Here is a 14078-nt window from a genome sequence, read left to right as displayed (position 1 = left end):
GGTGGCGGGGCCGTGTCCCCGCTACCGAGGGCTTCGCGCTGGCCCTGTAGACTCCGGGTCCATGCGGACCACCCCGATCATCCCCCCCGCCGCAGAGCCGGTCGCGGCGCGCCCGGATGCGCGCCGAGCCGCGGTCGAGCTGCGCCCGGCCGAGGCCCTCTGGCTCGCCGGGACCGCCGCGATCATGGCCGTCTGCTGGGCGTCGCTCCTCACCGCGCACCTGGGCGTGCTCTCGGTCGGCTCCGTGCTGGGCGTGGCCACCGGCATGGTCGCTCTCCTCGCCGTGGCGGCCTGGTTCGCCGCCCGGCGGACGCGTCGGCCGCTGCGGCTCGCCGGGCCCTGGGTCGAGGTCGGCGCCCTCGCGGCCGCCGCCGGACTGCTCGCCCTCCTCTACCTGCCCGGCTTTCCCTACGGCGTCGCCGACAAAGATCCCGGCGGCTACGTGCAGCACGGCTTCTGGATCGCCCGCAGCGGCGACGTCCGCGTCCACGACGAGGTGCTGGCCAGGCTGCCGGACACGCCCCTGTACGGGGTGGGGGCGCGCTTTCCCGGTCTCTGGGTCCACGACCCGGCCAAGGCCGAGGTGATCCCGCAGTTCTATCACCTGTACCCTGCGACCCTGGGCTTCCTTGGACGCCTGTCGGGTCAGACCGCGATGGTCGATCTGAACGCCCTGCTCGCGATCGTCTCGGCCCTGGGCGTCTACCTGCTCGGCCGGCGTCTGGCCGGGACGGTGGCCGGGACGGTGGGCGGGACGGTGGCGGCGGCCGTGCTCAGCCTCAACATGATCCAGGTCTGGCAGGCCAAGTATCCGACGACCGAGATCTCCGCCCAGCTGTGGTTCGTCGCGGTGCTCCTCGGCCTCGCGGTCGCCGTCGACACCCGCTGGTGGGCCGCTGCCACGCTGGCCGGCGCCGCGCTGGGAGTGGCCTGGCTCGACAGGCCCGACACGCTGGTCCCGGTGCTGCTCGCCCTCGGCGTGCTGGCCGCCGCGGCCGTGCTCGGCCGCTGGGGGCGGCTGCACACGGCCTTCGCCGCTGGGCTCGCCGTGGTGACGCCACATGCCCTCTACCAGGCGTTCGGACCGGCCGACCGGTACACCCGGGTCACCACAGGCGCCACCCCGGCCAGGCTCTGCCTGCTGGCGGTGGTGCTGGTGGCAGGCGCTGCCGTGGGACGGGTCCTGTGGCGCGGCCCGCTCGGCCGGCGGGTCGAGCGGGCTCTCGGCCTGGTCACCGGCCGACGCCTGGTGGCGCTGAAGGCGCTGCTGCCGCTCGCGCTCGCGCTCCTCGCGCTCCTCGCCTGGTTCCGGACGGGGCTGTTCGGCTACGCCTACCTGCACATCGACGGCCGGGCAGTCCGCAGCTTCGACGACGAGAACCTGCGCCGGCTCGGCTGGTTCGTGACGATCCCCGGGATCGTCGCCTGCCTGGCCGGCTTCGCCGTGGTGGCGCTCCGCCGCTGGCGGGCGGCGGTCTGGATCGCCGTCGGCCCGTCGGTCCTGCTGCTCGCGCTGTTCGTGGAGGAGGCGCGCGTCTCGACCCGGCTGATGTGGTGGACCCGCCGCTATGTCCCGGTCGGCCTGCTGGCGTTCGCGCTGCTGATCGGGATCGCCTGCGCGGCCGCCTTCGCCTGGCGCGGACGGGGGCAGGCCCTTGCCAAGCTCGCCGCGGTCGCGGTAGCCGGCGTCGTCACCGTCACGGGCCTGGTTCAGGACCTGCCGCTCGCCCGCCATCGGGAGTTCGACGGGTCGTTCGCCGCCTCGGCGCGGATCGCCAGTGCCGCCGGCGGCCGCCAGGGCGTGTTCGTCTGGGGTCCTCGGCGCAACTACTACGACAGCATGCCGCTGTTCGCCGCCCCGGTCTGGCTGCAACGGGGGCAGTTGTCGGTGATCCTCCGCCCCGACGGGACCATGGCCGACCTCGCAAGGATCCAGCGGGCGTTCCCGCACCAGCCCGTCTTCCTGGTCACCGGCGCGCTGGGCGTACCGCCCTCGCTGCGCGGCGCCGGGCTCCGCAAGGTCGACGGGTTCCGCCTCACCATGCCGTTCTGGCAGGAGTCCAACGTCACCCGGCCGTCCCACAACGTCGGCATGCAGGCGCTCGTGGAGGTGTGGGCGGTGCCTCCGGCTGACCGGGCGCAGGCGCTCGGCGGCGCAGGCGCTCGGCGTTGAGGGCGCTCGGCGTTGAGGGCTCCAGCGGTCCCTCACCGCCCCGCGGGCACGAGCTCGTGCTCGACCCCTCGGCGGCGGCACGAGGGCGGCGAAACCCCGGCCGAGGCCGCCGACGGTGAGAAGCGGGCGGCTCAGCTACCACCGCTCCCCGTCCCCTTGACGGCGCGCCAGGTCCGGGCGACGCCCTCGAGCAGCGGCACCTCCGGCTTCCAGCCCAGCGTGACAGCGGCCCGGTCAATCGACAGGTAGTTGTGGGGGGCGTCGAAGCTCCGTGCGGGTTCGTGTCGCACACGGAACGGCAGCGGGTCGACCACGCGGGCCACCACGGCCGCCAGCGTCGCGAGCGAGGTTGGCGTGCCCGAGCCGATGTTGACCAGGCCGGGCGGCGCGGGCGCCTCGATCGCATGCAGGAACGCCTGCAGCGCGTCGTCGATGTAGACGAAGTCCCGCGTGATCGAGGCGCCCGCGCCGTACAGGACGACCTCGGTGCCGTGGCTGACGGCGTGGAGCCAGTTGGCGACCACGCCCTGCCCGGTGCTTGCGCGCTGGCCGGGGCCGTACACGTTGGCGATGCGGAGGACTACCGGGCGGCAGCGGGGTGAGGCGACGTCGCGCAGCAGCTCCTCCATTGCGAGCTTGGCTTGCCCGTAGGTGGACTTGGCGCCGACCCGGGAGTCCTCCCGGTAGGGGGGCGGGTCGCGGGTGTCGTAGACGGTCCCGCCGGAGCTGGGCAGCACCACCCGCCATGACCCTGCCGAGCGGCGCAGGCCCTCGACGAACTGCCGGAAGGCGGCCATGTCGGCAGCCACCCTCGCGGGCTCGGCCTCGGCGATCGCCGGATTGATCGAGTTCGCCAGGTACACGATGGTGCCGGCCGCCGCGAGGGCCGGCGCGAGGCGGCCGTCCCAGTCGACCAGGCGATCCTTGCGACCGAGCACGGTCACCGTCCAGCCGGCTGCCTCCAGGGCCGGGACCAGGCCCCGTCCGATGAACCCTCGGCCGCCGATGACTGCTACAGTTCCCCTCGCCGAATTCACGCTCATGCTTGCTTCTTGGTCTTCCATCACCGGGGGACCTTAACCCAGGAGCCTCCCCTGAGTGCAGCCTCGCTCCGACTGATCGTCGTCGCTTCGACGTTCCCGCTCCGCCGGGGCGACGGGACGCCCGGGTTCGTCTGGGACCTCGCCGAGCAGGAGGCCCGCCACTTCCAGACCGTCGTGCTGGTGCCCCGCATCCGCGGAGCGCCGCTGCGGGAGCGGGTGGGACAGCTCGAGATCCGGCGCTTCCGGTACTTCCCGGGGCGCTGGGAGGACCTCGCTGACGGGGCCATCCTCGAAAACCTCCGTGCGCGACGTGGCGCTTGGCTGCAGGTGCTGCCATTCCTCCTCGCGGAGTGGGTGGAACTGCGGCGCCTGGTCCGCCGGTTCCATCCCGACGTGCTGCACGTGCACTGGATCGTCCCGCAGGGGATCGTCGCCAGCCTGGCCGCGCCCCGGACCCCGCAGGTCCTCACCACGCTGGGGGGAGACGTGTACGCGCTGCAGGGCCGGCTGGCAGCCGCCCTCAAGCGCTTCGTGCTGCGGCGGGCCGCCGCGGTCACCGTGATGAACGAGGACATGCGTGGCCGCCTCGTCAACTTGGGCGGTGATCCTACCACCACCCTGGTTGTCCCCATGGGTGCGGACGTCGCCGCGGTCGGTGCGGCGGTCGCCGGCGCGGTCCGGCAGCCCGGCCGCATGCTGTTCGCCGGCCGCATGGTCGAGAAAAAAGGCGCGATCGTACTCATCGAGGCGCTGCGTGACGTCGGGCCAGAGCTGGGCTGGTCGCTCGACCTGGTCGGCGACGGGCCGCTGCGGGGCCGGCTCCAGACGGCGGCCGCCGGCCTGGCGGGCCCGACACGCTTCCGTGGCGTCCTCGATCGCACCGCGCTGGCCCGCGCCATGGGCGAGTGCGAGATCTTCGTGCTCCCGTCGACCCCGGCCGCCTCAGGAGACCAGGACGGCCTGCCGGTCGTGCTGCTCGAGGCGATGGCCGCCGGCTGCGCGATCGTCGCGTCGCGGCTGCCCGGCATCGATGAGGTGCTCACCGACGGGCAGACGGGCCTCCTCGTGCCGCCGAGAGACCCCGGCGCACTGCGGGCGGCGCTGGTGCGGCTCCTCGACGATCCCCCGCTGCGGGTCAGGCTCGGGGCGGCCGCAGCCGCGGCCGTCCAGGCGTACTCGGTGCAGGCGGTCGGGGAGCGGTACGCCGAGCTGCTGGCGCATGTGGCCGGCGCGGCCACCGAGCCGTCCGGTCGTGCAGCGGGTGGCACGCCTCACGCCTCCGACACGATCCGTCCGCGTTGACCGGTCCGCACACGAGCACCGTATCCGGGAGTGCGCCGGGACGCCCGCTGACAGGGGACTCGAGCGCATGAGATCCGACGGTCGCCGGCGTCAACGTCAGGGAGCGGTGCGTCTCGTCGGCGGGGTGCCCTGCCCGGACCCGACGACCACCCTGTCGCTGCTCCCCAACGCGGCGATCGGCCAGTGGCTGCACGAGCATCGCGACAGGTTCGCTGGCCACCTGCTCGACGTGGGCTGCGGCAACCGGCCCTACGCCTCGTTCTACGAGCCGCTGGTCAAGGAGGCGGTGGGCGTGGACGCCACCGCCGGGCACGGTGCGGCGGTGCTCGGGTTCGCCGACCGCTTGCCGTTCGCGGACCAGACCTTCGACACCGTCCTGTGCACCGAGGTGCTCGAGCACGTGGGGGACGCCGAGCGGGCCGCCGGTGAGCTGCTGCGCGTGTGCCGACCGGGCGGCCACGTCCTGGCCACGGTACCGTACCTCTACCCGACCCACGAGGCGCCGTACGACTTCCACCGCTTCACCCACTACGGCCTGCATGACCTGATGGTTCGCCACGGCTTCGAGGTTCTGTCGCTCGAGGCCAAGGGTGGCGCTGGCCTGCTCCTGGCGCACTTCGCGGTGCTCGCCGCGATCCGGGCCACCGAGCGGCTGACGGCCAGGCTGGGTCGGCCCGACGCCCTCGCCACCAACCGGTACCTGCGCGCCTGCTTGTGGGGTCCGCAGGAGGCGTTCCTGCGCCGAAGGGACGCGCGTCGACCCGTCAGGGGCACCGCCGAGCTGGTCAGCCTCGGCTACATGGTGGTCGCCCGACGGCCCCGGCCGGTCGTCGCTCCCTGAACCTCCGTACGCTGCTCGCGCTCCCCGCGCTTGGGACGACCGGCCCGGCATGCGTCAGTCGGCACCGGTGCGCTTGACCACCAGGTCGCCGAGCAGGGCGATGGCGGCGATGTTGAAGCCGGCCAGGCCGATCAGGAGGGTGGAGCCGGCCACCCGCCAGTGGTGGATGATCAGGTCGAAGATCAGCTTGACGAACGTGCTGCCCATCAGGAAGAGGGCGACCGGCATGAGCACCCGGATCGGGTTGAAGTACATCACCATCCGCAGGACCTGGATGATGTAGTTGTAGGCGTCCTTGAACGGGTGGAACTTCGACCGGCCGGCCCGCTTGAAGTAGTCGATGGGCACGTACTTGACCGGGTGCCCGTTGGACAGGAACGCGAGGGTGATCGTTGTCACGCACGAGAACCCGGGGGGGAGCAGGCGCAGGTAGGGGAGAGCCACCTGCCGCTTGAACGCGCGCAGGCCCGAGTTCAGGTCGGGGATCGGGGTGTTGGTCAGGTAGGAGGCGAGCCGGCGGATCGCCCACTTGGCCGGCACCCGGAAGAACTTGTAGGTGCCCGCCTCGGTGCGGCGCGCGCCCACGACCTGGTCGTAGTCGTCGTCCAGCTCCCGCACCAGGTCGGGGATGAGCTCGTTGGGGTAGGTCATGTCGGCGTCGGTCCAGACCACGACGTCGCCCTTGGCCTCCTGGGTGCCGATCCGGCGGGCCGTGCCAGAGCCCTGGTTGCGGGGGAACAGGATCGTGCGGATCCCAGGGATCGACTGCAGCACCTCACGGGTCCCGTCGGTCGAGCCGTCGTCGATGCAGAGCAGCTCGTAGGTCATGCCGGCCGCCTCGAGGGCGGCCCGGATGCGCTTGACCTCCTGCTCGACGTGGTCGCGCTCGTTGAAGCAGGGGAGCACGACCGTGACCTGCGGTGGGGCCTCGACGGGGAGCGGGACGGGAGCCGAAGCGGTGGGCACGGTGCTCCTCCTGGAGCGACGGGGACCTGGCGAGCCGGCCAGCAGCCAGGAGCCGACGGCCGAATCGGTCTAGGATGCTACCGCACCCCTCGACCAGCCTGGTAAGGAGCCATGACGTCCGCAGCCGCCGAACCCCCACCGCCGACGGTCTCGGCGGTCCTCGTCACCTACGAGAGCGCCGCCGACCTGCCCGGCTGCCTCGAGTCGCTGGCCAAGGCGGCCGCAACGCCCGCGGCGCGCGAGGCCGCAACGCCCGCGGCGCGCGAGGTCCCGCCTCCCGGGGTCGAGGTCGTCGTGGTCGACAACGCCTCCCGGGACGACTCGGCCGAGGTCGCCCGCGCCCGCGGGGTCAAGGTGATCGAGAACCCGGCCAACGAGGGCTACGCGCGGGCCGTCAACGCGGGCGCGGCCGCGACCGCCGGCCAGTGGCTGCTGGTGCTCAACCCGGACACCCGCCTCGCGGCCGGGTCGTTGTCGCGCCTGCTCGCCACCGCCGCGACCGACCCGCGGATCGGCTGCCTGGGGCCGGACCTGCACAACCCGGACGGGACCGAGTACCCGACCGGCCGCCGCTTCCCGTCCCTGCTGGTCGGCGGGCTCCATGCGCTCCTCGGCCCGGTCTGGCCGGGCAACCCGGCCACCAGGCACTACCACATGGCCGAGGCTGACCGGAGCGTGCCGCTGCGGGTGGACTGGGTGTCTGGTGCCTGCATGCTGCTCCGCCGCGACGCGTTCGAGGCGGTCGGCGGCTTCGACGGCGGCTACTTCATGTACTTCGAGGACATGGACCTGTGCCTGCGGCTGGCCCGGGCCGGCTGGGAGGTGGTGTTCGACCCCCAGGCCGAGGTCGTGCACGTCGGCGGGAACTCCACCCGCAGGGCCCCCTACCGCAAGGTCGTCAGCCACCACCGCAGCACCATGCGCTTCTACTGCCGCCGCTACGCCCGCGACCCCCGCATCCTGCTCGCGCCCCTGGTCGCCGCATTCCTGCTGCTGCGCGCCGCCGCCTCGCTGGCCCGCACCGCGCAGACGACCAGGGCCGCGGCCAGGGCGCGCCCGGCCTGACGGCGCGCCCCGGCTGGCGGGCGGCGGGCCGAGCGGGCATGGACGCTGGCGAGCGGGACGGGGATGGCGGGAGGCGGGCCTGGATCCTCGCGGTGCCCGTGGTCACGCTGGCCATGGCGGGGCTGGCCGCGCCCCTGGCCCCCGTCCTGGTGCGCGACCACCCGCTGCTGCTGCTGGTCCTGCAGACCAACCTGCCGTACGTGCTGCTGGTCAGCGGCAAGGTCGGCGCGGCTCCCCTGCTGCTGGTCGCGGTCGCGCGCCTGCTCGCCGCGAACGTCGGCTGGTTCTTCTTCGGCCGCTGGTACGGCGACCGGGCGGTCGACTGGACGCGGGCGCGGGGCCCTGGCGCGCGGACCGTGGTCGACACCCTGGCCGGGATGCTCACCCGGCTGCGGGACCCGCTGGTGCTCTTGTTCATGAACCCGGCGGTCGGCGTCGTGGCCGGGGCGACCGGGATGCGACCGCGCCGCTACCTCCTGCTCCGCACGACCGGCGTGGTCGCGACCGTGCTGGCCTGGCGCGTGGCCGCGGCCCGGGCCCCGGCCCAGCTCGCCCAGGCCGTCCGCTTCGTCGAGCTGTACGCGACCCGGCTCACCCTGGTCCTGCTCGTCGCCGCGGTCGTGCTGGCCTGGCTCAGGCGGGCAGCCCCGCGCGGCCGGCGATCTCCTCCCAGCGCCTGACGAAGGCGTCCTCGGAGAACGCCTGGGCCCGCTCGGTGGCGGCGGCGCCCAGGCGGCGGCAGCGGTCGGGGTCGGCAGCCAGCTCGCGCGTGCGCGCCTCGAGCTCCTCGAGGGTGGTCCAGCGGTAGCCGTCCACGCCCTCGCGGACGATCTCACGCTGGCCGGCCTTGTCGATCACCACCGGCACGCAGCCGGCCGCCATCGCCTCGACCGTGGTCATGCCGAAGTGCTCGAACACCCAGGGCGCCCGCTGCTCGTCCTCGCCGTAGCCGGTGGCCGCCCAGAAGACCGAGCTGGCCCCGAGCAGCTCGTCGACCAGGGCGCGGGGCGCGTTGGGGTGGATGTGCACGGGCAGGCCGGTCGCGGCCTCGCGCAGCTGGGCCAGGTAGGGGAGCTGGGAGGGCTCGCAGCCGCCGACCACGTGCAGCTCCCAGCCGTCCAGGCCCCCCTTGCGGACCATGTGCCCGAAGGCGCGCACCTGCTCGAGCTGCTTCTTGGAGTGGCCCAGCCCGGGGGCGAAGAAGCGGCCGACCGTGATGATCTTCGCCTCCTTGATGGCGGGGTGCAGCTCGTGGACCCGGATGGGGGGGAACAGGACCTCGGCGTCCACCCCCCACAGGCGCCGGATCCAGCCCCGGGTGTACTCGGAGTTGGCCATCACCCGGTCGTAGTGGTGGAGGAACGACAGGTCGGCCGGGTCGCGCTGGAGCCACGGGAAGCGCTCGGCCACCCGCTGGCGGAGGTCGGTGTGGGTGCCGGCCAGGCGCAGGCGGCTGAGGGCGACGCCGAGGGTGCGGTCGTCGCCGTTGCCGGGCACGAACGTGCCGCTGTCGAGCACCAGCTCGCCGTCCTGCCTGGAAGCGGGCAGCGTCACCTCGTGGTGCTGGAACCGCTCCACTGCCTCCAGGCGGGCCAGCTCGCGGCCCTCCTCGTCCCGGAAGACCAGCTCGGTCGGGCCGGGCGCGCCCGGGCGGCCGAGGTCGAAGCCGAGGCGCCGGTCGTCCCCGGCCGGGACCTGGAGCATGGCCCGGCCGCTGGTCCAGGTCCAAACCCGGCGCCGGCCGCCCTCGGGCGGGAACCAGCCCAGGCCGTAGCCGATGTCCGGGCGCGCCTGGCGCACGTGCGGCGCGACCGCGCGGACCACCCGGCGCCGCCACGGCGCCATGTCGTGGTCGAACGGGGTGGGGAAGTAGCACAGGTAGAGGCTGCGGACCGCCCGCGCCTTGACGCGGCTCATGTAGGAGGCGTTGACGAACAGGTGGTACTCGGAGGACACGCGCGCCATGTCGAGCTCGCCCCGGTCGGGCACGATGCGCAGCGACACCTTGGCCAGGTCGAGCCCCAGGTGGTCGGCGAGGATCTCCTTGCCGACGTCCTCGTGTCCGATGAGGTCGACGTCGTGCCCCTCCTGGGCGAGGACCTGGGCGAGCATGCTGGAGTGGCGCTCCCCGCCACCCATGGAGTGCAGGAACCGGTTGTAGACCGCTGCCTTCAAGGCGTGCGACAACTCCCCCCGTGAAGCGTTCGTACAGGTCGGAACGTCAGGCCCGAGCTCTCACGAAGATCTCGTTGGCCTCGTACATGCCCCATACTAGGTTCTCGTGGGCCCGGTGCAGGGCGCGCAGCGCCTCCTGGGTCTCCTGCAACCGGTCCGACAGCACCTTGGTCACGTGCACGAGCTGGTGGACCCAGGTCGCGTCGTGCGCCTCGGTCCAGCGCCCGCGGCCCTGGTGCTGCATTGCCATGGCCACCTTCCTGGCGGCGTCGTCGAGTGCCTCGTCGAGGCCGGGGTGGACGGCCGGCTGGGGGGCCAGGAACGGCGGCGGCGGCCCGGGATGGTTGTGCGGGTTCGGCCCGACCTCCTCGACCTCGAACCCAGCCTGGCGGCAGAAGAACTCCAGCAGGGGGCCGTCGTAGAAGCGGACGTGGGTGGGGTCGCGCCAGAAGTCGTGGGTGAGCACCGCGTAGCAGGCCGGGTTCGGGGTCGCCGCGATGAACTTCCCTCCAGGGGCGAGCACGCGGCGCACGCCCGCGAGCAGGCGGGCGAGCTGGTCCGGGGTCAGGTGCTCCACGAAGTGGGCGCAGAACACGCCGTTGAAGGGCCCTGGGGCCGGGTCGCCGTGCAGGTACTCGATGGCGTCCTCGCAGGCCACTTCGAAGCCACGGGCCCGGGCCTTCTCGACCATGCCCTCGTCGGAGTCGACGCCCTGGCCCTTGATGCCGGCGTCGTCGAGCAGGGAGAGGAACTCGCCCCGGCCGCAGCCCAGGTCGAGCACTGGGGCCAGGTCGGTGAACATCTCGACGTAGAACCACTGGACCTTCCGGGCGTGCTCGCCGTGCGGGTCGAAGTCCATATAGGCGTAGTAGTCGCTCTCAAGCCGGCTCACGACCGTCCACCTCCCCTGGCAGCGGGCCGCTGGCCAGATGCCACCCATTCCCCCCTGTACCGACAGCACCGGACCGGGGGTACTTGGCCGCGCATGCTACCTGGGCGGGGGCCCGCCCGTCTGTGCCACAATCCGGCGGTCGCGCCGTCGCCCGCGCCGCGCCCCGGCGCCGCCCCGGAGCGCCAAGGAGCCAGATGCAAGAACGATTCCCCGTCGTGATCAACTGCCGGGACCGTCTCGAGTCCCTCGCCGAGCTGGTCGCGTGGCTCGAGCGTGCCGGCCAGGGTCCGATCCTGCTGGTCGACAACGACTCGACCTACCCGCCGCTGCTCGACTACTACGAGCAGACCCCGCACGAGGTCGTCCGCCTCGGCCAGAACGCCGGCCCGTACGCGCCCTGGACCTCTGGCGTGGTCGCCGAGCGGTTCGCCGGCCAGTGGTACGCGTCGACCGACCCCGACATCGTGCCCGGCGAGGGATGCCCGCTCGACGCGCTGACATTCTTCCACGACGTGCTGCAGCGCTACCCGGCCTTCCCGAAGGCCGGGTTCGGGCTGAAGCTCGACGACCTGCCCGACCGCTACCGGTTCGCGGCCGAGGTGCGCGACTGGGAGCGGCGGTTCTGGGACGACGTCCTCGAGCCCGGCCTGTACGCGGCCCCGATCGACACCACCTTCGCCCTCTACCGGCCGGACGTCGGCTTCCAGATCGACATCGCGATCCGCACCGGGGAGCCGTACGTGGCGCGCCACACCGCCTGGTACGTCGACAGCGACGACCCCCCCGAGGAGGAGCGCTGGTACCGGGCGCACGCCCGCCCCGAGGTCAACAGCTGGAACCACGACGAGCTGCCCGGCTGGCTGGCCGAGGCGGTCGACCGGATCCGGCTCACCGGCGACCCCCGCCCCCGCCCGGCCCGGGCGTCCGATCTGGCCTCGGGGTCCGACCCGGCCCGGGCGTCCGATCTGGCTCCGGCATCCGACCCGGCCCGGGCGTCCGACCTGGCCCCGGCGTCCAACCCGGCCGCCGGCCCCGGGTCGGGGCCGGCGGCCGGGTACGGTGCTCGGGCCGGCGGCGGTGCCAGGCGGCGGCTGCGGGCCTGGCTGCGCCGTTGACCGCCGGCCAGCACCCGCGGTCGGGGGCTGGCGTGAGCCAGGCGAACAGCCGAGCCGGGGAGGCGCCGCCGCGGGACCGGCCCGACCCGCCCGCCCATGCCAGGATCCGGGCCCCACGGGTGGCGCCCGGCCGGGTGCTCGACCTCGCCGTGGTCCTCGCGCTGCTCGTCCTCGCCACGCTGAGCCGGCGGCTCGGCTACCTGTTCTCGCACTCGTTCTGGCTCGACGAGGGCTGGGTCGCCGACTCGGTCCGCGCCCCGCTCCACCAGCTCCGGCTGCTCACCTCGTCCACGCCGATCGGCTGGACGCTGCTGCTCCGCCTGGTCCCGCCGATCGGTCCCCCGGAGCGCCTGCGGGTGCTGCCGATCGCGTTCGCGGTGGCCGCGGTCGTGCCCGCCTACCTGCTCGGCCGGCGGCTCGGGTGGGTCCAGGCGGTCGCCGCCGGTCTGGCCGCCGCCATCGCCCCGAGCGCGCTCGCCAACGACGACCTCAAGCAGTACACCGCCGACGTGTTCGTGACCCTGCTGCTGCTCTGGCTCGCCGCCCGGGTCGAGGCGGACTGGATCCCACGCCGGGTCGCGCTGCTGTGCGCCGTCTGCGTGCCCGCGGCGCTGGTCAGCCACGCGACCGTGTTCGCCTCGGCGGCCGTGCTCGGCGCGCTCGGGCTGCGCTGCCTGGCCGAGCGCCGCTGGGACCGGCTGCGCTGCCTGGCTCCGCTCGGGCTCGCCCTTGCCGCCGTCGAGGGCGCCATCTACCTCGCGTTCCTGTCGGTGGGCGACAACGCGGCGATGCGGCGGTGGTGGGCGACCGCCGTGGCCGGGTTCATCCCGATGTCCTCGGGGCCAGGCGAGGCCGCCGCCTACGTCGCCTCGCGCCTGGCCGACGCTCTCGGCCGGGCCGGGTTCGGACCCTGGGCGCTGGCCGCCGCGCTCGCCCTCGCCGGACTGGCCGCCCTGTGGCGCGCCCGCCTGCCGGCGACCGCGCTGGCCGTGCCGCTGCTGCTCGCCGAGCTGGTGGTGGCCGGCGCGGCCCGGCGCTACCCGTTCCTGGACGAGCGGACCAGCCTGTTCTTCACCGTGCTGCTCACCGTCTGCGCCGGGCTCGGGGTCGGCGCGCTGGTGGCCTGGTCGTGCCGGCGGCGGGCCACGGTGCCGCTCGGGCTCGCCGCCGCCGTCCTGGCCGGCGTGCTGCTCGTGTCGGCCGCCAACGAGGCGGTCCGCACGCCCATGCCCGGCAGCAGCCTGCGTGAGCAGGTCGCGTTCGTGCTCGCCAACCGCCAGCCGGGGGACGTGGTGGTCGTCGGCCGGAGTGCCTCCTTCGCGTTCGCCTACTACTGGCCGGACCGGCCCACCTTCGTGCCCACCAGGACCGGGTCGGCCGTGCTGTTCCAGGTCGAGTACCCCGACCGGCCCGAGCTGGTGATCAACCACCGGCGCAGCCTGCCCGACGCCGACGCGGCCATCCGCGAGGCCGCCGCCCGGACACGGTCGGGCCGGGTGTGGCTGGTGCTCGCCGAGGCCGGCGATGGCGGCCCGATCTGGCGCGACGCCGCCCCCACCGCCCGCCGGGCCAACGGCAACCGGCTGCCGCTCCTGCTCCTGCCCGCGGCCGGGGCCTGAGCACCGCGGGCTCCCGCTCCCCGGCCAGGCCTGAGCGCCACGGGCTGCTCCTGCCCGCGGCCGCGGCCTGAGCGCCGCGGGCTCCCGCTCCCTTGAGGCTGTGGCCTCACCGCCCGCGCCGCCCGACCGAGGGCTGGCTGTCCGGTTCGAGTACGATCCCGGCAGCATCCTGGCGGGCGCCGACGACGGCGGGCCGCGGGGGGTACGAGCTGTCGAGCACCGGGGGTCCGCGCGTGGAGTTCCGTCGTATCACGAACCTGCCGCCGTACGTCTTCACCGTCATCGACGGGCTGAAGGTGGCGGCCCGCCGGGCCGGCGAGGACGTCATCGACCTCGGCTTCGGCAACCCCGACCTGCCCTCCCCGGAGACGGCGGTGGCCAAGCTGTGCGAGGCGGCCCGCAACCCAAGGAACCACCGCTACTCGGCGAGCCGGGGCATCCCGAAGCTGCGGCAGGCGGCGGCAGCGCTGTACCAGCGGCGCTTCGGCGTGGCGCTCGACCCCGACACCGAGGTGATCAGCACCATCGGGGCCAAGGAGGGGTTCTCCCACTTGATGTGGGTGCTGCTGCAGCCGGGCGACGCAGCGCTGGTGCCGTCCCCGTCGTACCCGATCCACATCTGGGGGCCGCTGTTCACCGGGGCGGAGGTCCGCGAGATCCCCATCGGCACCGACGAGGACTTCTTCGCCAACGTGCAGCAGGCCTACCGCTGGTCCTGGCCCCGTCCCCGGGTGATCGTGCTCTCGTTCCCCCACAACCCCACCACCGCCTGCGTCGACCTGGCCTTCATGCAGCGCATGGTCGACTTCGCCCGTGAGAACGAGGTGCTGCTGGTCCACGACAACGCCTACGCCGAGCTCGGCTTCGACGGGTTCCGGCCCCCGTCG

At 73.8% G+C, this 14078-nt stretch carries 12 protein-coding genes; 8 read left to right on the top strand and 4 right to left on the bottom strand.

Annotated elements, in window-relative coordinates:
- The coding region (locus VG276_12505) for a hypothetical protein (protein ID HEV8650199.1) at positions 1-2173 on the top strand (2173 nt) is incomplete at its 5' end.
- 131 nt (positions 2174-2304) lie between these two features.
- Here VG276_12505 and VG276_12500 read toward each other — a convergent pair.
- Positions 2305-3216, bottom strand: coding sequence for an NAD-dependent epimerase/dehydratase family protein (locus tag VG276_12500; protein HEV8650198.1), 912 nt, complete (start codon positions 3214-3216; stop codon positions 2305-2307).
- Positions 3217-3225: 9 nt separating this feature from the next.
- Here VG276_12500 and VG276_12495 point away from each other — a divergent pair, with 9 nt between their 5' ends.
- A complete protein-coding gene (locus VG276_12495) occupies positions 3226-4518 on the top strand; it encodes a glycosyltransferase (GenBank protein HEV8650197.1) in 1293 nt (430 codons plus the stop codon).
- Positions 4519-4624: 106 nt separating this feature from the next.
- The gene (locus tag VG276_12490; GenBank protein HEV8650196.1) at positions 4625-5359 is read left to right on the top strand and encodes a class I SAM-dependent methyltransferase; all 735 of its coding nucleotides are present in this window, start codon (positions 4625-4627) and stop codon (positions 5357-5359) included.
- Between the two features lie 54 nt (positions 5360-5413).
- Here the strand turns inward: VG276_12490 and VG276_12485 are convergent, their stop codons facing one another.
- On the bottom strand, positions 5414-6325 hold the full coding sequence (locus VG276_12485; GenBank protein HEV8650195.1) for a glycosyltransferase family 2 protein: 912 nt from the start codon (positions 6323-6325) through the stop codon (positions 5414-5416).
- Positions 6326-6436: 111 nt separating this feature from the next.
- Between VG276_12485 and VG276_12480 the strand changes: the two genes are divergently transcribed.
- Together VG276_12480 and VG276_12475 are read left to right on the top strand one after the other, a co-directional pair.
- Complete coding sequence (locus tag VG276_12480) at positions 6437-7390, top strand: glycosyltransferase family 2 protein (GenBank protein HEV8650194.1); 954 nt, start codon at positions 6437-6439, stop codon at positions 7388-7390.
- Positions 7391-7428: 38 nt separating this feature from the next.
- On the top strand, positions 7429-8070 hold the full coding sequence (locus VG276_12475; protein HEV8650193.1) for a hypothetical protein: 642 nt from the start codon (positions 7429-7431) through the stop codon (positions 8068-8070).
- Here VG276_12475 and VG276_12470 read toward each other — a convergent pair.
- Together VG276_12470 and VG276_12465 are read right to left on the bottom strand one after the other, a co-directional pair.
- The gene (locus VG276_12470) at positions 8024-9565 is read right to left on the bottom strand and encodes a glycosyltransferase family 4 protein (GenBank protein ID HEV8650192.1); all 1542 of its coding nucleotides are present in this window, start codon (positions 9563-9565) and stop codon (positions 8024-8026) included. The genes VG276_12475 and VG276_12470 overlap by 47 nt on opposite strands.
- 46 nt (positions 9566-9611) lie before the next feature.
- The gene (locus VG276_12465) at positions 9612-10457 is read right to left on the bottom strand and encodes a class I SAM-dependent methyltransferase (GenBank protein ID HEV8650191.1); all 846 of its coding nucleotides are present in this window, start codon (positions 10455-10457) and stop codon (positions 9612-9614) included.
- Between the two features lie 194 nt (positions 10458-10651).
- On the opposite strand from VG276_12465, the gene VG276_12460 reads away from it, so the two are divergent.
- The 3 genes from VG276_12460 to VG276_12450 form a co-directional block, all read left to right on the top strand.
- Positions 10652-11572: a hypothetical protein gene (locus VG276_12460; protein ID HEV8650190.1), complete on the top strand. Its 921-nt coding sequence runs from the start codon at positions 10652-10654 to the stop codon at positions 11570-11572.
- A 32-nt stretch (positions 11573-11604) separates the two neighbouring features.
- Positions 11605-13191 carry a hypothetical protein gene (locus tag VG276_12455; protein HEV8650189.1) on the top strand — a complete coding sequence of 529 codons (1587 nt, stop codon included), beginning with the start codon at positions 11605-11607 and terminating at the stop codon, positions 13189-13191.
- 233 nt (positions 13192-13424) lie between these two features.
- On the top strand, positions 13425-14078 hold a 654-nt coding region (locus tag VG276_12450), incomplete at its 3' end, for an aminotransferase class I/II-fold pyridoxal phosphate-dependent enzyme (protein ID HEV8650188.1).

The organism is Actinomycetes bacterium, from assembly GCA_036000965.1.
GTDB lineage: Bacteria > Actinomycetota > CALGFH01 > CALGFH01 > CALGFH01 > DASYUT01.
This window is presented reverse-complemented; position numbering and strand designations above follow the sequence as displayed.

Bases quoted from the DNA above. Each gene is read 5' to 3' on its own strand.
- VG276_12480 (HEV8650194.1), top strand. From the start codon at position 6,437: ATGACGTCCGCAGCCGCCGAACCCCCACCGCCGACGGTCTCGGCGGTC.
- VG276_12500 (HEV8650198.1), bottom strand. From the start codon at position 3,216: ATGAGCGTGAATTCGGCGAGGGGAACTGTAGCAGTCATCGGCGGCCGA.
- VG276_12460 (HEV8650190.1), top strand. From the start codon at position 10,652: ATGCAAGAACGATTCCCCGTCGTGATCAACTGCCGGGACCGTCTCGAG.
- VG276_12475 (HEV8650193.1), top strand. From the start codon at position 7,429: ATGGACGCTGGCGAGCGGGACGGGGATGGCGGGAGGCGGGCCTGGATC.